Consider the following 19,294-nt stretch of genomic DNA (forward strand, 5'->3'; position numbering starts at 1 on the left):
ATCCGGCATTACTGTCCTGCAGTATACATGTCCTTATATTTTTTTGGATCGAAGCTATGATTGTAAACGAGATACTCATAATCCCTGATGGTTTCCCGGTATGGAAAACGGTCGGTGCCGGTCTCCTCCCAGGAATAGTAGGTTCCGGAGGCGTCATAGCAGCCCAGCGGATGGATCACAGGCAGTTCCTCTTCCATGGACAGAAGAAAACGCTGGTACGGCGTCATATCAAGGCCCGCCTGATCTAAAAGCTCGGAAGCGAGATAGATCGCGCTCATTTTCCCTTTCTGTTCTGACTTGGATTCATAGTTTGTCCAGATGAGAAACGGCGTCTCATACCACATCAGATGATCGCCTGTGGGGACGTCGGCGCTGGGCATTCCGGCGATTTCATCGTAAAATTCATCTTCCACACTGGGCTGGTGATCGCCGAACATCACTATCATCGTAGGTTCGCTGCTGTTCTCAAAGTAACGGATTAAATATTCCAGGGCTTCGTCCGAGCGCTTCATCAGGGATAAATACTGGTCAGTTTTTGGATACTTATCCTTTAAGGAGCCGGTCAGCCATACCTCCTGCGGGAAGTTGTCGTAGATTCCCTCATAGCCGCCGTGATTCTGCATCGTCACATTGAACAGGAAGAGGCGGTCGTCTGGGTTCTCCTTGTTTTCCACCTGCCTGATCAGGTTTTCATAATCCGACTGGTCGCTTACGTAGTTTCTAAGAAAATCCCGTTCTTCATAGCGGGTCTCGTCAATAAAATCATCGAATCCCATGTTCTTATAACACGTATCGCGGTTCCAGTTCTCGCCCGGGTAAGGATGCATGGCGATGGTCCGGTAGCCCTGCTCCTTTAAGGTACTGACAAGGCTGTATGTTCCGGGCTTTATGTAAAACTGATAGGCACTGCAGTTGGAAGGCAGGAAGGCCATGGAATCCCCGGTCAGAAATTCGAATTCCGAATTGCATGTCATGGAGCCGAAGACGGGAATACAGAGACTTCCGCTGATGGTATGTTCCTTCAGGCTGTAGAGAAATGGAAAATATTCCTGGTTTGTGTCAAATGAGCCGCCTGTGCGTAAATCGGACAGACTTTCATTCATGATGCAGATAATATTGACCGGGGCTGCAGTATCCTCGCCCAGGGAAACATCCTCGGCGGAGGCCAGGACGACATCTTCCGGTTTGTATTCATGATAAATCCGCTTGATCTGGGAAGTGCTGTATCCAGCAGGCTTCTCTTTCACCGCGTAGCGGAAGGACACCGCGGTGGAGAGGATGTAACCGTATTCTTTGTAGGTTTCGTTGACCTCCCACATGTTGATTCCCAGACCCCACGAGGGCATGAGAAATGTAAAAAACCACACGCCGTAAGCTGCGATGGCACCGGCTGCCGTGCCCGCAAAGGCGAGTCTGAATCTGCGGCCGGAGATACGCCTTGGAAATGCGATTGCAGCGATATTGATGACGAGTAGAATCAGTCCGGCGATTTTCATGGACTTTGTTATGGTGAATACGTAATTTTGGGAGACGGTCATGGCCGTTCCAAAGGCCAGAATATCCCAGAACATGATGGGACGGCTTCGGAAGGATACCACGAAAGCCTCGGCCAGGGAAAGGATAAAGAGGAGAATGGATACGGCCGGAACGGCGATCCTTGTCCGTCCTGTTGCAGCAAACACAAGAAGATAAAGGGTGTAAATCCAGCCGATGTTTAATACTGCCATATAAGAAGGGATCGTCGCCAGATTACCGGTTACATATTCAAATAAGAAATAGGAAATGCATGGAACCGTCAGAAGAAACAGGGTAAAAAGTATATGGACCGTTTTGCGGGCCAAAGGAATTATTTTTTCTTTTGTCATGGGTAAGCCTTTCTGTCAATGGGATGAGGTTATCGTACCACAAAGATTTTTTGGGTTCAAGAGAGAAAATAAAAATTGCATTTCCATGTACGATCGATTAAAATGAAGTTTAGCGATCCTGATCAGGAGGGAAGATACAGTATGCCGGCGAATACGGGATTATCAGAGAAAACAGAAATCAGGCTGAAACAGCCGAAACAGTATAAAGTGGTCATGTACAACGATGATTTTACACCCATGGATGTGGTGGTGGAAATTCTGATCGATGTGTTCCGCAAGAATTATGAGGAAGCGGTGGCTATTATGATGACGGTTCATAAGGGACAAAGAGCGGTGGTTGGCGTCTATTCCTATGACATTGCCATGACGAAGGCGGCCAGGGCGGTAAAGATTGCAAGAGAGCAGGGATATCCGTTCCGGGTGGAGGTGGAAAGTTGAAGATAGCAAAAGAAGTGGAGGAGCTGCTGAATGATGCAGTTTTAAATGCGGGCCGGAGAGGGAATGAGTATGTGACACCGGAACACGTATGGTACGTGCTCACGGACCGGCCTGTCTTCCGGGCCGCGTTTCAAAGCTGCGGCGGTGATGTGAAAAAGTTAAAATCACGGCTGGAAGAGTATCTGGGGCAGATGGACACTGTGGAGAAAGACGCAGGCGGAATACTGGTCAGCTACGGATTGAGCCAGGCCATAGAAGAGGCGGCGAGGAAGGCGGTTTCTTCGGACCGCGATATCATGGAACTTCCTCATCTGCTGTACAGCATGATGGAACTGGAAGAGAGTTACGGTGCGTATTTCGTTCAGCTTCAGGGTGTGGAATGTGTGGATCTCTTAGTGGAGCTGGGAACGGGAAGCCGTGATATGGAAATGAGAACGGGAGACAGAAGGGGAAAGCGTGCGGCAGATGGATCCGGAGGGGAATCGGGAAAAACGGAAACAGGCAAAACGGAAGCAGGAGATGCGGAATCAGAAGAAGGAATGGAGCGGGAACGCCTCCTGATGAAGTATGCCGTCTGTATCAATGAGGAAGTGAAAATAAGCTGTCCTCTGATCGGCCGTGAAGCGGAGCTGGAGCGTACCATGCAGGTCTTATGCCGGCGTCAAAAGAACAATCCGCTCCACATCGGAGAACCAGGTGTGGGAAAAACGGCCATCACCTACGGGCTGGCGGCCAGAATTAATGAAGGGCGGGTGCCGGAGAAGCTGAAAAATGCCAGAATCTACGGAATCGATCTGGGCTCTATGGTGGCGGGAACGCAGTTCCGGGGAGACTTTGAGAAACGGCTGAAGGCTGTGATGGAGGAGCTGAAGGAGGAGGAGAACCCCATCCTCTATATCGACGAGATCCATAATCTGGTAGGGGCAGGCGCAGTAAACGGCGGTTCCATGGATGCCTCCAATCTGCTGAAGCCGTATTTAACTGATGGAACGCTTAAGTTTATCGGTGCAACGACCTATGAGGAGTACAAGAAGTATTTTTCAAAGGATAAGAGCCTGGTGAGACGGTTCCAGAATATTGACATTAAAGAACCGACCGTGGAAGAGACGGTGGAGATTTTAAATGGCTTAAAGCCGTATTATGAAAAATTTCACCATGTCCGCTATCAGAAGGGAACGATGGAACATGCGGCAGTTCTTTCCAACCAGTATATCAATGAGCGGTACCTTCCGGATAAAGCCATCGATTTAATCGATGAGGCAGGGGCTTACTTAGAGCTGCATCCGAAGAATAAAAAGGTTCAGGTTGTGGATAAAAAACTGGTGGAAGAGGTGCTGGCGAAGATCTGCAGGATTCCGAAGCAGACAGTGGAGACGGAGGAACGGCAGAAGCTGGCAAGGCTGGAGCGGGAGCTGAAAGGCCGGGTATTCGGCCAGGACGAGGCGGTGGATCAGCTGACCAATGCGATTAAACTGGCGAAAGCGGGGTTGAATGAAGAGAACAAACCGGTGAGCAGCCTTCTGTTTGTCGGTCCCACCGGCGTTGGAAAGACAGAGCTTGCAAAGTCTGCCGCAAAGGTGCTGGGAATCCGGCTCGTGCGGTTTGACATGAGTGAATACGCAGAAAAACATACCGTAGCGAAGCTGATCGGTTCACCGGCCGGATACGTGGGATACGAGGAGGGCGGACTCTTGACGGAAGCAATCAGAAAGAATCCCCACTGCGTGCTCCTGCTTGATGAGATCGAGAAGGCGCATCCGGATATTTATAATATTCTGCTTCAGATCATGGATTATGCGACGCTGACCGACAACCAGGGCAGGAAAGCTGATTTCCGCAACGTGATTTTGATCATGACCTCGAATGCGGGGGCTGAAAAAGCCGACCGCTCCTCCATCGGATTTGGGGGGCGTCAGCTGAATGAGGAAGGGATTACCGATGAAGTGAAGCGGGTGTTCCGACCGGAATTCAGAAACCGCCTCGACCGTGTTATTATTTTCCGCCCTCTGGATGCGGCCATGGCAGACCGGATTGTGGAGAAGGAATTCCGCAGTCTGGCTCGGAAAGCAGCAGAGAAGAACGTAGTACTGACGATCGGGAAGGCAGGCCGGAAGTATCTGGCGAAGAAAGGCGTAAGCCGTGAGTATGGAGCCAGAGAGATTAAACGGATCATCGGACAGGAGATCAAGCCGCTTCTGGTGGATGAGATGCTGTTTGGGCGCCTGAAGAAAGGCGGAAGCTGCCAGGTGGATTACGATGGGGAAAGGATCAGAATTCTGATTTAGTCAGAATTCTGTCCCCTGTTCTCTAATTCTGCCGCCAGCATTTTGTGAAGCTGCCAGACGTTATCTCCGTAATTGCTGACCAGAGTGATGACAGTTTCATTCTCTTTCCTGTAAGAAGAGATAAAACTGACTCCGGGGTCGCTTCCCTGAATATAGGGGGAGTAGACTCCGTTTTGTTTTTTGAGCCAGACACCGTATCCGTAGCACTGCGCGCCGCCGCTGTGATTCCTTATCATGTCTGCGGTCATTTCCGGTGAGAGAAGTCTGCCTGACATGAGATGATCCCAGAATCGTCTGATATCGCCGACTGTGGTAAAGGCTCCGCCGGCCCCTGTGCCTTTGGCATCGACGCTGAAGATGTTGGTGCGGTACGTCTGATCCTGGGCGCTGCAGATATAGTTCGATGCGCATTTTGCAGGAAGACGGTCCAGCTCATAGTATCCGGTGGAGGTCATGCCGCAGGGGGCAAATATGTGATCCTCCAGCCATTCATCGAACACAGCTCCCGTGATGGATTCCATAATTATGGCAAGCACGACAAATCCGGTATTGTTGTACTGAAAGCGGCTTCCATGCGGATACATCATGGGTTTCTCAAGAAACAGCGGAAGTAAATCTCTGTTCGAACGTATTTTATAATTGGGGAAATCTCTCCACAAGTCCTCATAGTCTTCCATAACGCTTTCGTCGAAGTAGTCCGGTATTCCTGAGGTATGCGTCAGCAGCTCCTTTATGGTAATATTGCGGTCAATGGCTTTTAAGTCAAAATCGAGCATATCACCGATCGTATCATTAAAATTCAGTTTTCCCTTTTCGATCAGCTGTAAAATGCCGGCTGCTACAAATACTTTGCCGGCAGAGGCAGTTGCAAATTTTGTGCTGCTGTCATTAGGAATCCGGTTTGGCAGATCAGCATATCCGCAAGCCTTTTCGAAAACGGTTCTGCCGTGTACGGCGATTTGAATACAGCCTCTGAAACCGGCGTCTATGAGAGCTTCTAAGTTCATATCAAAGGTATCCTTTCCAAAGAATGTATGATCTTCTGTTATCCTGGTCTTATGATGTCTTATTGTATCGTTATCTGTTCCTGCTGTCTATGATATTTGGTCAACTATCTTTAAAAATTGCATGAATACCTTAAAAAACACAGTTTTTCAAAAACGCATTTCCTGATATAGTTATGACAGAAAGAAAAACACAGAAAACATTGGCGTTAAGGAGGAAAACAACATGAAAAAGAGATTACTGGCTTCTGTATTATGTGTGGCCATGGCGGGAACGCTGCTGGCCGGATGCGGCTCTAAGGATACTGCGGGAAGTACGTCACAGACGTCTGCCGCGGGAACTGAGGCAAAGACAGAGGCGGCAAAAAACGAAGCAGAAAAGACGGAGGCAGCTGCAGGAACCGAAGCTTCCATCGTGACAGAGCCGACGGAACTGACTTTCATCTTCGCCGATGGAGATGAGGGAGCCAAGGCATCCATGAATGAGATCGTTAACCGTTTTAACGAGGCTTATCCGGATATTACGGTAAAGATTCAGCCGGGTAATGGTGGCGCATACAGTGAATTTTTAAAGACAAAGGAGAGCGTTGGTGAGTTCCCGGATGTGATGGAGATGAGAGATACGCCGATATACGTGCGTGCCGGGATGCTGGAACCGCTGCCGGATGATATCGTTTCCATGTTTAAGACGACGATTCCGTTTGACGGCAAGACGTATACGGCGCCATTAGGCGGTGAAAATACCAATGGAATTATTTATAATAAGAAGTATTTTGACGAAAATGGGTTTGCGGAGCCGAAGACGTATGATGAGTTTATCGAGCTTTGCCAGAAGATTAAGGATAAGGGAGACATGGCTCCATTAGTAGTGGGCGGCCAGGATATCTGGCATGTGGGCTTCTGGTTCTATAAGGCGTACAATGACCAGGTTATGAGTCAGGATACAGATTTTATCAAGCATTGTTACGAGGGAACCAAGGACTTCTCGGATCCGGCAATCGTGGCGACCTTTGAAGAGATGAAAACTATCTTTCAGTATGCCCAGGATGGCTGGGTATCTACACCTGATGCCCAGATTACCACATTCCTGGTAAGCGATATGGCGGCCATGATGTATTCAGGCACCCATATGTTCTCTCAGATTAAAGACGCAGATCCGAATTTTGAAGTGGGATGGTTTGCAGTTCCGAGTCCGGATGGCAAAACCCGTCTCGTTGGCGGCGGCGGTGCAGGAGGCCTTGCGATCTCCGCTGAATCCGCAAAGGATCCCAACAAGAAGGCAGCAGCAGAGGAATTTATCCGCTTCTTCTATACGCCGGAAAACTATAAGGTTTACTGCGACAAGCTGAACGCAATTCCATCAACCGTGGAGACTCCGGACTTAGCGGCTGACCCTGTCATGATGGAAGTAATTGAAGCGACGAACACTGCGGATGATTTAAGCGTAATGTGGAACGGACGTGTAGGAGAGAATGAGCTTCCTCCGGATTTCAGAAACTTTACATACAAGACAGTGATCGAAGTGATCCAGGGCCAGAGAGACATTCCGTCTGCCTGTGAGGAGATGAACAAGACATGGCAGGTTGCCATGCAGAGCTTTAATCCGGTAACCGACGCAAAGTAAGGCAATAGAACAGATGTGCAAATGGGGTTGTTACGGAGCCTGACCGGTTCCCTGACAGCCCCTTAAAAAAGAAAGGGAAAGGAGATGGGAACAGAGGATGGGAAAGAAAAAAGTCAGATTTGATTTCGTTACAATGGGATTTATCGCGCCGGCGTTCCTGTTTTTTACGTTGTTTATCATCGTTCCAACGATCGCCAGCGTCTATTACAGTTTTACCTCATGGGATGGCTTAAATCCGGTCGTCAAGTTTGTAGGGCTGGCAAATTATAAAGAAATATTCACCAGCGCCCGCTTTGGAAATGCTCTCAGGAATACGGTGATACTGACCGCATTCATATCGATTCTGGAAAACAGCATGGCACTGATTCTTGCCTTAATTGTGGATAACGTAAAATGGGGGAAGAATTTCTTCCGGAGCGCTTTTTACGTCCCGGTACTGATTAGCGGTATCGTATCAGGGTTTATCTGGAAAATTATGTACAACTATAATTTTGGAGCAATCAATTCCATTTTCCGCTCCATCGGTATGGGAGAGGCCTGTCAGGACTGGCTGGGAAATCCGAAGCTGGCTCTTATCATGGTAGGTGTGGTGCTGATCTGGAAGGGCGCCGGTTATTACATGATTATTTATCTGGCTTCGCTCCAGAGCGTTCCTACGGATGTGGTAGAAGCGGCGGCCATTGACGGAGCGTCGCCAATTCAACGGTTTAAGGCGATTACGCTGCCTCTGATATCCGGAGCGTTTACCATCAATTTAACGCTTTCCTTAATCAATGGACTGAAGGTGTTTGATCAGATTTCTGTTATGACGGACGGCGGTCCCGGATTTACGACAGAGACGATCGTATACCTGCTCTATAAGGTAGGCTTCAACGAGGGCAGACAGGGATTTGGAACGGCAGTTGGCATCGTGCTTCTGTTTATTATTCTGATTCTTAATGCGGTTCAGCAGAGTATCTTAAAACGCAGGGAGGTGCAGCTATAATGAAAACAGCAGGAATGAAAGCCAGCAAACGAAGAATCCGCCCGGGCAGCGGCCTCCTGTTTGCAGTGACTGTCTTTTTGGCAGTCTTGTTTCTGGCACCCGTGTTTTTTGCAATAATCTCTGCATTTAAAAGCAATGGTGACATTCTCAAAAATCCCATGTCACTGCCTGCATCGCTGTATTTAAAAAACTTTCAGGATTTATTTGCACAGTCGGATTTTGTGACGGCTATTTTTCACAGCATTGTGCTGACGCTGGTGTCGGAGGTTCTGATCGTTTTTATCGTTCCCATGGCGGCCTATGCCATGGAGCGGAGAAAAACCAGGACGACGAGACTCATCTACACGTATTTCCTGGCGGGCATGATGATTCCCTTTCATCTTTATATGTTTCCGCTGTTTAAGGAAATGAAGATGTTCGGACTGTTCGGGAACCTGGCAGGCCCTGTCGCCTGTTACATATCCGGATCGGTGGCCTTCGGTTCCCTGCTGTACTGCAGCTTTTTAAATGGCGTTCCGCTGGAGATTGAGGAAGCCGCTCAGATCGACGGCTGCAACCCGTTTCAGACTTTCTGGAGAGTGACGTTTCCGCTTCTTGGACCGTGTACGGCTTCTATGGTGGTGTTAAACGGTCTGGGTATCTGGAATGACTTCCTGATGCCGTATCTCGTTCTTCCTTCCGACCGGGCAAAGACAATTACCGTCGAGGTGTATTCCTTTGTAGGCCAGTATACAGCCAGATGGGATATCGTGTTTGCAGGAACCGTCTGCTCCATCGTTCCGGCACTCATCATATTCGTACTGCTGCAGAAGTATTTCGTGAAAGGAATTACGGCGGGAGCAGCGAAGGGATAGGGTGACAAGGGGGTACGCCCCAACGCCTGCGGAGAGCCCGGGGACGGCAGGAGCGGAAGATGCTGAATTCTTCTGCTCCTGCCGTTCCCGGGCTTTTATGCAGGCATTAGGTTTGTGTACTGGCGGTGGGAGGAGATAAAGGCGGAAGACAGCGGCGGAAATTGAGGAAAAAAGGGAGGTGTGGTATAATAGATAAAAGTTTTTGGGGAGAATGGGAGGAGACAGGTATGAAGAAGCGTTGGAAAAGGAATTTGAGTTTATATCAGAAATTCTGCCTGGTTATTATTCTACTGGGGTTAATTCCCATGCTTTTTCTTTCGACGGTGATCGTAAACCGGATGTTTAAAGAGTATGGCAATTCGCTGAGGAGTAATTACGTTCAGGCGGCATCTTATGTGAGTGAGTCGCTGGACGATATGATGGAGAACTATAACGGGGTGTCGAAGATGCCTTATTATTATAATTATTCCAGTGAGGGGGAGTTTCAGTTTAATTATATGTCGTATGATAATCTGAGACAGATTATCTATGGAATTGGAGAAGAACCGGAAACTATGGAGGCGAACCGGTATAAAAGTATGATGGTGTTCCTGGGGAATGTCCAGGCGGTGGACAGTTATATTTCCGGAGCACATTTTGTCGGGAACGGTCTTCGGGGGGAAAAGCTGGCCTTTCACCGGTCGCGGCGGAATATACCGTCTGAGGAGGAGGCGGTGTTTGACGCCAGGATGGGGCTTGACAGGCTGGATAAGAGCAGTAAGAATCTGATGCTGATTCTGACACATAAAAATGATTATTTCCGTATGCAGGATTCCTGGGTCTTTACCCTGGCCAGGAATTACTTTGATTTAACGGGGACTGTGGGAAATTATAAGTATGTGGGAACACTGTTTATCGATGTGGATTTAGAACGCATGGAGGCAGTATTTAAAAACCTGAATTTAAACGCGAAGGACCAGGTCTATGTCTGCGACAGGGATAATAACTGTTATTACAGCAGTGATAAGTCTGTGATCGGCAGAAATCTGGATGAGGAGGGCATCCGGTTCGAGGAGACGAAGGAGGAGTTCGTCGTGGATACCGACTATAACGCCAGCGGACTCAGGGTTATTATTACAATGAAAACGGCCACGGCCTACGAAAAAATCAGGCGTATGCAGAAAATGATGTACGTATTTATCGGCGCCTCTCTGGCTGCGCTGCTGTGTGGTTCCGTGTGGTTTTCCAGGCGCCTGACAAAGCCGATACGTAATATGATGGAACAGATGTCGGAGATTGAGACAGGTAATTTCCAGGTTCGTCTGCCTGTAACCTCCGGCGATGAGATCGGGGTGCTGTCCAGGAGATTTAACCAGATGTCGAAGGAGCTGGAGAGCTATATCAATCAGTCTTACGTTGCACATATGAAACAGGCGGAAGCAGAGATGACGGCATTGAAATCTCAGATTTATCCTCATTTTTTATACAATACGCTGGAAATTATACGGATGACGGCACTGGACAAGGATGATACCGTGGTTTCGGAGATGATAGAGGCACTGTCCAGCCAGATTCATTATATGATAGGCCCTATGCAGGACATGGTGCCGCTGGAAAAAGAGGTGGAGATAACACGGCAGTATGTATATCTGTTAAACTGCCGGATCAAGGGAAAGGTTCATTTTACTGCAGATTTAAACGGGCTCAGCGAACGACGCGTTCCCAAGCTGATACTTCAGCCGATTGTGGAGAATGCGTATGTCCATGGAATGAAACCGAAGGCTGGGTCCGGTCACGTGATGATTGAGGCGGATCATGTGGAAAACCGTATGGAAATCTCGGTTATGGACAATGGCGTCGGTATGAGTACCGGGGAACTGGAGCAGCTGAAGCTGCTTCTGGAGGGAAGTGAGCCGGGTATCAAAAATGAGCACAACTGGCAGAGCATTGGCCTGAAAAATGTGCATGACCGTATCCGGTATCTGTATGGAGAGGCATATGGAATAGAAATCACCAGCACACCTGGAGTCGGAACCATGGTTCGGATTGTTATGCCATGGCTGGAAGGGGGAGAAACGGAATGATAAAAATGATTCTGGCGGACGATGAGCCCGTGATCATAAAGGGAATTCAGAAGCTTGTGGACTTTAGCCGCCTTGGAATTGAGATTGTGGGGGAATACGAAGACGGGAAGGCCGCCTTTGACGGAATTCTCACGGAGAAACCGGATATTGCGCTTCTCGATATCTATATGCCGAAAAAGACGGGGATTGAAATCCTGAAAGAACTGAAGGCACTGGGAATTGAGACAAAGGTGATATTTGTCAGCGGATTTCAGGATTTCCAGTATGCAAAGGACGCTTTGACATACGGCGCTGTGAATTATCTGCTGAAGCCGGTGATTCGGGAAGAACTGGTGGAGACGCTGGAGAAATGCATTACCGTGCTGAAACAGGAACCGGATGGCGAAGGCAGCGGTGGGGAGAGCCTGGAGGATCGTGAGGAAGTGGGGACGGCAGCAGCGTATGATAAGCTGGTGGAGATGGAGGAGTGCAGATATCTTCCGGTTCTGACGGAAATTCTATACGGGGAACAGACCGGAAAGCAGGAGCGCAGGCTGATTCAGTTTTCGGTCGTGAGTTTTCTGGAGCAGTATCTGGAACAGCGGCAGATGGGGATTGTATTCTTAAAGAATGGCCATATTGTCATGGTGTTTAAGAATCCGGAGCAGGAGGTGACGGGAATGGTCCTCTGTTCCATCATGGAGGAGGCTCAGGCACAGCTCCACTGCCGCCTTGGATTTATCGTGGGTAATTCTGCCGACTCTATGGGAGAAATTCCGAAGGCGTATGAAGAGTGCCTTTCCATGCTGGGATATTTCTATTTCAGCAGTCAGCTTCAGGTGCCGGTTCTGCGCGTGGGAGAACCGGTGTTTAAGAAGCCCGCTGCGCTGGAGGAGATCCGGGAGGTGAGAAAACAGCTGATCGAAGGGATGGTAGCCCAGGACGAAAAGGCGTTTGGGGAAGCGGCCGTCCGTTTCCGCCGTCTGGTGTGCTTAATCTCGGAGGGGCGAAGAGATGACGCCTGTTTCCACTATGGAAGTACGATTCGTATTATAGAGGAACGGTTTGAAACCATGGGAATTGACGGAATGCCTGTGGCGTTCAAGGATATCCTGGAGCAGGCAAGACAGAGCGAGTCTTATGAGAGCCTCACGGATCTGTTTGAAGGATACTTTAAGGAGTATAAGGACCGGATAAAAAGAGCGGTTGTGAGCAGTGAAAAAAAGGACATTATCCATGCCAGGGAGTATATAGAGAAGCATTACAGCGAGAACCTGACGCTGGAGGTGCTGGCCGGAGAAATACATATGAATCCTTACTATTTCAGCAGCTTTTTTAAGAAAAATTCCGGTGAGAACTTTAAGGATTATTTGAATAAGGTAAGGATGAAGCATGCGATTGATCTGCTGGTATCCACCGATAAAAAAACTGCGGAAATAGCGGCGGATGTGGGGTTTAGGGACAGCAGGTCTTTTTCGGAACTGTTTTCCAGAATATATGGAGAGACGCCTTCTAATTACCGGAAACGGGTGAAAGACGGTTGAAACGCGGAGCGGCGCGGTCCGGAAACGTTCGAAGGGATACAGTGACGGGAATTATCACAGGCGTATGTTTGAAAGGTAAGGAGCGTGCCAAATGAGTACAGGAAGCAGTCAAGCAAGGGGGCTGTAAAAGAAGTCCTTAATATAGAATCGCCAGTTCCAGCAAATTGCTGGTCCTGGCGATTCTTCAGTTTTCTATCTGCTATTTTAAGTAAAGTCTGATTATTTCTTTTAGGGGAGTTTTTTTGCAGCCCCTCTTTCGTTTAATATTTATCTGATTCAACAACTGCCGCCAAACAGGCCGGGGAGGCAGATTGTATTTCTGACGGTACTGGAGCTGTTGTATGGTCAGGCTGCTTTAACCGGAACTGCGCTACGAGCTCTCTTAATAACGCTGCCTGACCGGAAAGTTCCTGGCTGGCGGCGGCACTCTCCTCGGCAGTAGCGGAATTGGTCTGTACCACATTGGCGATCTGGTTGACTCCCAGTGTTACCTGACTGACAGAAGCAGTCTGCTGGCTGGCGGCTTCTGCTATTTTATCGACAATTCCGCCTACCTGCTGAGCGCTTTCTACAACCCGCTGTAATGATTCCGCCGTACCATTGACCAGCTTCGTGCCTTTTTCTACCGCAGTAACCGTACCTTCAATCAAAACTGCCGTATTCTTTGATGCTTCCGCCGATTTACTGGCCAGATTACGGACTTCATCGGCTACGACGGCAAATCCTTTTCCGGCTTCGCCGGCTCTTGCGGCCTCCACTGCAGCATTGAGAGCCAGAATATTAGTCTGGAAAGCAATATCTTCAATGGTTTTAATGATTTTACTGGTTTCACTGGAGCGCTGGCTGATATCATTCATTGCAGATATCAGTTCCTGCATCTGTGTGTTGCAGTCATTTACTTCGTTTCCTGCTTTCTCTGTCTGGGCATTGGCTTCTGCTGCATTCTGTGCAGTCATGTCTACATGATGGGAGATTTCATTTATGGTGGTTGCCAGTTCTTCAATGGCGGAAGCCTGTTCAGAGGCGCCGTCGCTGAGCGTCTGAGAAGTGGCGGAAACCTGATCGGAGCCGATATTTACCTGATCCGCTGACGCATTGATCTGACTCAGCGCGTCAGTCAGTTTACGGTTCATTCTGCGAATAGACAGGAGCAGATTTTCAAAATTACCGATATAACTTTCCTCTGTTTTTGTTTTTATTGCAAAATCACCATCCGCCATTTTGCTCATCAGATAATCCAAATCATTGATAATAGTCTTTAGTGTGGTGATCATCCTCCGCATGTTTTCAGCCAGGATGCCTAACTCGTCTTTTGACTCATAGGAGACTTCGACATCCAGGTAGCCTTTTGCCATGCTGATTGCAGCTTTCTCAATCTCTGCAATCGGTTTTTTCAGACTGACGGATAACCTTATTGACAGAATAAATGTAATAAACAGGGCAATGGCGCTGACGGCGACGGCCAGTAATTTTACTATAGTCTGGGATTTATGAGCAATCATGTAAGTATCTTTTGCGAGTTCTTTGGTGCTTTCATCCATGGCAGTCAGCAGTTCTCTGACCTCCAGGATTGTGGGATTGTACTGGTCGAAAAAGAGTGCGGTTGCTTCTTTATTTTTGTTGGCAGCCGATAATTCCTCGATTTCTATACGGTACTTCTTTGCATCTGACAGTTTGGAGAGCGCCTCCTGAAGCCGGCTGGTATCTCCGCGATAAGTCTGTATTAAATAATTGAAATTATTCTCGACAGTTTTCATCTGTTCATCTACTTCTGTAATATAACGGTCAACATCCGCAGGATTTTCTGTCAGCATGCTCAATCCCAATGCTTTAACGGAGGTTTGAAGGCCTCTGCGGATATCCAGTGTTGTTGTTGAAACCGGATAGCTGTATTCATAAAAATCACTGAACCGTTCATCGCTGTAATTTAAACCTGATATAGCAACAAATACCGTAGCCAGGAACATTGCTACAATAATAAAAAATGTTACAAACAATTTTCTGCCAATTTTTAAATTCTTCATCTTAGATACGTTCTCCTGATTCTCTAACATTTTTTTATAACAGGGAGGAAATGCATTTTAAACCGATTTTTGCAAATCTCCTGATATTGTCCACCCATTGCTCAATGCACTCAAAACACCATCTTCTACAGTTTGATAATGTTTCTCCCATGGGCTGTCCTCGCCATACAGACCATCATATATAACTATTTTAGCTACAAATCCGCGGATTGTACCCCAAATGGCATAGAATAAATCCTCGCTGTCTGCCAGTGCCGGAACAGAACCATCTCTTTTCCCTTTTTCCAGCGCAGCCAGACACGGTCCCCGTATGCTGCGCATAAGGATATCCTGCTGGTACTTATCCAGTTTCACCTTATGACGCAGCAGATACAGCTTTGCTTCATAGGAAAAAAGCACAAATGCTTTATCAAACATATAGAGATGACGGAATCCCTCAATCCATGACTTTATTTGTTCAAAACCTGATAATTCTGAATAGTTTGGGGTATTTTCCACGTTTTTTTCTACGCCGTCCATTATATTGCTCCATAGCATGATAAACGCTTCACGCACAAGATTTTCCTTATTTTCAAAATATCGGTAAACAGTATTATCACTTACTTCGGATTTTCTGGCGATTTCAATGATTTTGACTTTCTCAATCCCGCGTTCGCTGAACATTTGAAAGGCATTGTATATAATCAATTCTCTGCGTTTTTGCATTGTCTCTTCCGTAATTCGCATGATTTCACCTCCTTAATTGATAGTCCAACTGCCATAAAAATAAAAAATAAGAGGACTTTGCCTTTCACTCTGGTAATGAAAAATATCAGCTGCATGCTTATATGAAAGTCAAACTCCCATTTGAATTTAATCTATAAAGCCCTTAATTGCTGTATCGACAAAATTTGACATATAATAAGGATTTTTAACAATAATAAATATTTTTTAGTGAGATTGATTCGGAAGGAATAATAGAAGATATTTTTGAAAGGAGACTTATGGTTACCAGCTATCCTCCGGGCAGAGGATAGCTGGTTTCATTTCTGACGATTATCGATGTAAGTAAGCACGGCAAAGATAAAGATCACCAGCACTAATGTCAACACTTCAAGTGTATTCCTATTGCATGTCCTCCTGCGGTTATTTCCGAAGGAAACCATCAGACTATCCTCTGCCCCGCATTCCTATACGCGGCCGGCGTCAGTCCGGTCTCTTTTTTGAATATGGAATAAAAGTAGTTCGGATTGGAGAATCCGGTTGCCTCTGCGATGGTGGTGATGGTCATATCGCTGTTCATCAGAAGCTCCTGAGCCTTAACGATGCGGATCTGGCGTATGTAGTCGTTGATATAAAAGCCGGTGATGGACTTAAAAATTCTGGAAAAGTAATTGGTGGAATAGCCTAAGTACTCGGCTACCATTCCCGCGCTTAAATTGTAATCATTATAGTGCGCTTCAATGTACTTTCTGCTTTCCTCAATCCGTTCAAAATGCTTGTTGTCCTTTAACTGTTCGGCTGCGGCCTTCCGTTCCTGATACCATTCAAAGATGGTTAAGAGGACGCCGGCTCCTTCGGTCAGAGTGGCGGGAGTGTGAAGCGTCTCGGCAGACAAATAGGAGTCCTTGCCGGGGGCGTTTAATTTCTGCATCTGGAACAGGAGGTCTAAGTACAGCCGGTTAAACAGCAGGGAGGCAGGCTGATAAGAATACTGCTTTAAAATAGAAAGAAACTCCTGAACATTTTCCGTGAATTCCTCCTGTTTTCCGTGCAGCATGCAGGCAAGAATCTCATCGGCCAGCTTATCGGGATACGTCATGTATTCCGGCATCAGTTCCATCACGCGCCCCGGATAGATAATCTGATTGGTACCCAGCACGAAACGGTAATTCTTAAGCTCCAATACGCGCCGGTACACACGGTTTAAATCCTCTATTCCACTGGTTACGCCATCGAGACTGATAGTTAAAACCAGATGGTTGTCTGTAAGAAGTTCGTCCTTAGCCGCCTCCAGAAGCCGTACCAGTTCATCGAAGGTGATGGGAATGTCTTCTATGGTATTAATCAGACAGATGACCTGGTCAGAGGCGACGGGAACGCATTCTGTGTAGAAGAGGGGGCTTAAGGTTTCGTGAAGATGCTGGCTGATCCTGGTCTGTACAATGGGAGCCAGAACATCGCTGCTGTCACTGTTCTCTATGAAAAAGCAGGCCAAAAACATCCCTTCAAAGGGAATCTCCCAGCCGTTCTTTTCCAGAAGCTCCTTCGTCTGTGCGATATCGCGGTTCCCCAGAACCAGACCGCGGATTAAGTCCGATTTCATGCGGGGCTGATAGAATGCATGTTCCTCCTCCAGCTCCCTGATTTCATCGATGGCATTTTCATAGACGTGGCGGATCAGGGTGAATTCATCCATGTCCGAGCCGCCGGCGTACTTGGAATCCCGGAACTCTTCGGTAATTGCCTCCAAAGGCCGGTAGAGCCGTTTGGTAATGATATACTGCAGCAGAATGGCGGTCAGGAAGATCGCGGCCGCCACGGCCAGAGACAAGTTTCTCTGAGCCTTCATGGGGCCGACGATTTCACTGTACGGGACACCGCTTAAAAAGGTAAAATTCCGGGCGGGATCCTTGTAAAAGGCGCATAAATAATCGTCTCCGTGAAAGGTTCTTAAGCTGCTGGCGGATTCGCCCTCTGTCAGACCGGGCCAGGCGAGAAACGCCTCGCAGGCTTCCGGATCTGAGGTAAAATCTTCCGTCAAGTCGGAGAGCAGAACCATACCATTATCCCCCAGAACCATACCTGCCTGGGAGCCGGTTCCCAGCACGTGTTCCGACAGCTTTTCCATATCCAGATTGATAAAGATGCCTCCGCTCAGCTCATCAAAATTATCCGCATAGACCGGATAGGCGAAGGTCAGGACCTCCTCCGGTGTTCCAGTCAGAGGGGAAGGGAAGATGGAAGCCTTCTTTGCCTCTTTTAAATACTCCCAGCAGTAATCGAGGTCGAAACGGTAGGAGCCGCAGGTTATGGCGTCGTCTGCCATGGCGTTGTAAATATAAAGGGAGTTTACGTATGGATTGATGTTGTAGAATTTTTTTACAATCAGATACGTAGCGTAATTCTCCGCCGGATCGAATTCCTTCAGTGAGCTGAAACCGACGACTCTGGAATCCAGGATGACCGTGTTGTAGAGCTGTGAGATCTCACTGACCAGATCGTTCATGGTGCGGGCGCTCTTTTCCAGATTCATTTCCTGACCGTCGTACAGATTTTTAGAGAGAGAATCCGCGTATCTCTGATAAAAAAATACCGTCAGGATGAAAATTGTGACGGAGATGACCAGCAGGCACGTGCTGAGCATCTTTCTGAAATAATTCTGGCCACCAATCAATTTCTTCATCATATCTCTTTTTACCCCAATCGTAATAGTTCTCTGAGCATACCATTTCCCAAGAGTGTTTTTTAGACGCGGGAGTCCGGATTACCGGACTCTGTATTCAGTATAGCGAAAAGCGGCCTTAGAATCAATCGCCATGAGGGCGGATCCCTGGAAATGAGAGTAAAGTGTTAGATTTTAAAGTCTGAAAACCCCGCTTTTTAAAGCTGTTACGGAGTATTCGCAGTTTACGGAGGCATGCCTGGGAGCGTATAGTGAAATCATGCAGGGAGCAGGAAAGGAGTAAAAAAGTGATATGAAAGGAAAGGGATTTTTTAAAGAACTTTATAAGAACAGGGCTCTGTACAGCATGTTTCTTCCGACCGCCGCAGTTTTAATCCTGTTTAATTATCTGCCGATGTTTGGTATGGTAACGGCGTTTAAGGATTTTAACTTTGCGGACGGAATATTCGGAAGCCCCTGGATTTCACCGTTGACGAAAAATTTTGAATATCTGTTTTCGTCGGGATCGGCGACAAGGGCCACATGGAATACGATCATGTTAAATCTGCTGTTTATTGTATTTGGACTGGTATTTGAACTGGGATTTGCACTGATGTTTAATGAACTGAGGATGAAGAAATTTAAATCTGCCGTACAGTTTGGGATCTTTCTTCCCTATTTCATTTCCTGGATCGTGGTAGGGCTGTTTTCCTACAACTTATTCAATTACGAGCATGGAAGTCTGAACACACTGCTGAAGGTATTCGGGATGGAGGCAATTAACTGGTATGAGAATCCGAAGATGTGGATCGTGATACTGGTGGTGTTCCGGGTATGGAAGATGACGGGGTACGGCATGATCATGTACATAGCGGCGCTGGGGGGGATTGATACGACCTACTACGAAGCGGCGAAGATTGACGGGGCGTCGAGATGGCAGCAGATTAAGAGTATCAGCCTGCCGCTTCTGGCACCGACAGCGATTACCCTTCTTCTGCTGAACTGCGGTAAGATTATGAATGCAGATTTTGGAATGTTTTATTCCATGATCGGAAATAACGCACAGCTCTATTCTACTACAGATGTGCTGGATACGTTTATCTACCGTAATTTAAGGCTTAACGGAGACGTGGGAATGTCATCGGCCGCTGGTCTTTACCAATCGGTGCTGTCCACGGCAATCCTGCTTTTTATGAACCGTCTGGCGAGAAAACACAATCCTGACGGAGCGTTGTTTTGATCCACTCCGCCAGGTTTGTGGAAAA

General features: G+C 47.6%; 13 protein-coding genes. 8 read left to right on the forward strand and 5 right to left on the reverse strand.

Annotated elements, in window-relative coordinates; genetic code table 11:
- Window positions 1–8 precede the first annotated feature (8 nt).
- On the reverse strand, window positions 9–1,865 hold the full coding sequence (locus NE473_RS10725) for an LTA synthase family protein (RefSeq protein ID WP_055649665.1): 1,857 nt from the start codon (window positions 1,863–1,865) through the stop codon (window positions 9–11).
- 141 nt (window positions 1,866–2,006) lie between these two features.
- Between NE473_RS10725 and NE473_RS10730 the strand changes: the two genes are divergently transcribed.
- Together NE473_RS10730 and clpA are read left to right on the forward strand one after the other, a co-directional pair.
- Window positions 2,007–2,303 (forward strand): ATP-dependent Clp protease adaptor ClpS, encoded by a 297-nt coding sequence (locus NE473_RS10730; RefSeq protein ID WP_022033124.1) that lies wholly within the window; start codon window positions 2,007–2,009, stop codon window positions 2,301–2,303.
- A complete protein-coding gene (gene clpA / locus NE473_RS10735) occupies window positions 2,300–4,588 on the forward strand; it encodes an ATP-dependent Clp protease ATP-binding subunit ClpA (RefSeq protein ID WP_055649666.1) in 2,289 nt (762 codons plus the stop codon). Before NE473_RS10730 ends, clpA begins: the two co-directional genes overlap by 4 nt.
- On the opposite strand, the gene NE473_RS10740 is transcribed toward clpA, so the two are convergent.
- The gene (locus NE473_RS10740) at window positions 4,585–5,595 is read right to left on the reverse strand and encodes a serine hydrolase domain-containing protein (RefSeq protein WP_155560836.1); all 1,011 of its coding nucleotides are present in this window, start codon (window positions 5,593–5,595) and stop codon (window positions 4,585–4,587) included. The two genes, clpA and NE473_RS10740, sit on opposite strands and share 4 nt — an antisense overlap.
- A gap of 223 nt (window positions 5,596–5,818) precedes the next feature.
- Here NE473_RS10740 and NE473_RS10745 point away from each other — a divergent pair, with 223 nt between their 5' ends.
- From NE473_RS10745 to NE473_RS10765, 5 genes are all read left to right on the forward strand, one after another.
- Complete coding sequence (locus tag NE473_RS10745) at window positions 5,819–7,216, forward strand: ABC transporter substrate-binding protein (protein ID WP_055649668.1); 1,398 nt, start codon at window positions 5,819–5,821, stop codon at window positions 7,214–7,216.
- 97 nt (window positions 7,217–7,313) lie between these two features.
- On the forward strand, window positions 7,314–8,201 hold the full coding sequence (locus tag NE473_RS10750; protein WP_022033127.1) for a carbohydrate ABC transporter permease: 888 nt from the start codon (window positions 7,314–7,316) through the stop codon (window positions 8,199–8,201).
- A complete protein-coding gene (locus NE473_RS10755) occupies window positions 8,201–9,055 on the forward strand; it encodes a carbohydrate ABC transporter permease (protein ID WP_006771375.1) in 855 nt (284 codons plus the stop codon). The genes NE473_RS10750 and NE473_RS10755 overlap by 1 nt, the downstream gene beginning before the upstream one ends.
- Before the next feature lie 227 nt (window positions 9,056–9,282).
- Window positions 9,283–11,118 carry a sensor histidine kinase gene (locus NE473_RS10760; RefSeq protein ID WP_242866091.1) on the forward strand — a complete coding sequence of 612 codons (1,836 nt, stop codon included), beginning with the start codon at window positions 9,283–9,285 and terminating at the stop codon, window positions 11,116–11,118.
- Entirely contained in the window at window positions 11,115–12,641 is a 1,527-nt protein-coding gene (locus NE473_RS10765; RefSeq protein ID WP_055649670.1) for a response regulator, read from the forward strand. The genes NE473_RS10760 and NE473_RS10765 overlap by 4 nt, the downstream gene beginning before the upstream one ends.
- Window positions 12,642–12,901: 260 nt before the next feature.
- Here NE473_RS10765 and NE473_RS10770 read toward each other — a convergent pair whose 3' ends face one another.
- The 3 genes from NE473_RS10770 to NE473_RS10780 all read right to left on the reverse strand — a co-directional run bounded on the left by NE473_RS10770 (window position 12,902) and on the right by NE473_RS10780 (window position 18,053).
- Window positions 12,902–14,665 (reverse strand): methyl-accepting chemotaxis protein, encoded by a 1,764-nt coding sequence (locus tag NE473_RS10770; RefSeq protein WP_055649671.1) that lies wholly within the window; start codon window positions 14,663–14,665, stop codon window positions 12,902–12,904.
- A gap of 57 nt (window positions 14,666–14,722) precedes the next feature.
- The gene (locus NE473_RS10775; protein WP_055649672.1) at window positions 14,723–15,391 is read right to left on the reverse strand and encodes a TetR/AcrR family transcriptional regulator; all 669 of its coding nucleotides are present in this window, start codon (window positions 15,389–15,391) and stop codon (window positions 14,723–14,725) included.
- Window positions 15,392–15,809: 418 nt separating this feature from the next.
- Window positions 15,810–18,053, reverse strand: a complete 2,244-nt coding sequence (locus NE473_RS10780; RefSeq protein ID WP_081034832.1) for a helix-turn-helix transcriptional regulator — start codon at window positions 18,051–18,053, stop codon at window positions 15,810–15,812.
- Between the two features lie 289 nt (window positions 18,054–18,342).
- On the opposite strand from NE473_RS10780, the gene NE473_RS10785 reads away from it, so the two are divergent.
- Window positions 18,343–19,269, forward strand: a complete 927-nt coding sequence (locus NE473_RS10785) for an ABC transporter permease (RefSeq protein ID WP_055649674.1) — start codon at window positions 18,343–18,345, stop codon at window positions 19,267–19,269.
- Window positions 19,270–19,294 lie beyond the last annotated feature (25 nt).

It is taken from the genome of Hungatella sp. SL.1.14 (assembly GCF_024460495.1).
Lineage (GTDB): Bacteria > Bacillota > Clostridia > Lachnospirales > Lachnospiraceae > Hungatella > Hungatella hathewayi.

Bases quoted from the DNA above. Each gene is read 5' to 3' on its own strand.
- NE473_RS10780 (WP_081034832.1), bottom strand. From the start codon at position 18,053: ATGATGAAGAAATTGATTGGTGGCCAGAATTATTTCAGAAAGATGCTC.
- NE473_RS10760 (WP_242866091.1), top strand. From the start codon at position 9,283: ATGAAGAAGCGTTGGAAAAGGAATTTGAGTTTATATCAGAAATTCTGC.
- NE473_RS10740 (WP_155560836.1), bottom strand. From the start codon at position 5,595: ATGAACTTAGAAGCTCTCATAGACGCCGGTTTCAGAGGCTGTATTCAA.
- NE473_RS10775 (WP_055649672.1), bottom strand. From the start codon at position 15,391: ATGCGAATTACGGAAGAGACAATGCAAAAACGCAGAGAATTGATTATA.
- NE473_RS10745 (WP_055649668.1), top strand. From the start codon at position 5,819: ATGAAAAAGAGATTACTGGCTTCTGTATTATGTGTGGCCATGGCGGGA.
- NE473_RS10730 (WP_022033124.1), top strand. From the start codon at position 2,007: ATGCCGGCGAATACGGGATTATCAGAGAAAACAGAAATCAGGCTGAAA.
- NE473_RS10725 (WP_055649665.1), bottom strand. From the start codon at position 1,865: ATGACAAAAGAAAAAATAATTCCTTTGGCCCGCAAAACGGTCCATATA.
- NE473_RS10755 (WP_006771375.1), top strand. From the start codon at position 8,201: ATGAAAACAGCAGGAATGAAAGCCAGCAAACGAAGAATCCGCCCGGGC.
- NE473_RS10770 (WP_055649671.1), bottom strand. From the start codon at position 14,665: ATGAAGAATTTAAAAATTGGCAGAAAATTGTTTGTAACATTTTTTATT.
- NE473_RS10750 (WP_022033127.1), top strand. From the start codon at position 7,314: ATGGGAAAGAAAAAAGTCAGATTTGATTTCGTTACAATGGGATTTATC.
- NE473_RS10765 (WP_055649670.1), top strand. From the start codon at position 11,115: ATGATAAAAATGATTCTGGCGGACGATGAGCCCGTGATCATAAAGGGA.
- NE473_RS10785 (WP_055649674.1), top strand. From the start codon at position 18,343: ATGAAAGGAAAGGGATTTTTTAAAGAACTTTATAAGAACAGGGCTCTG.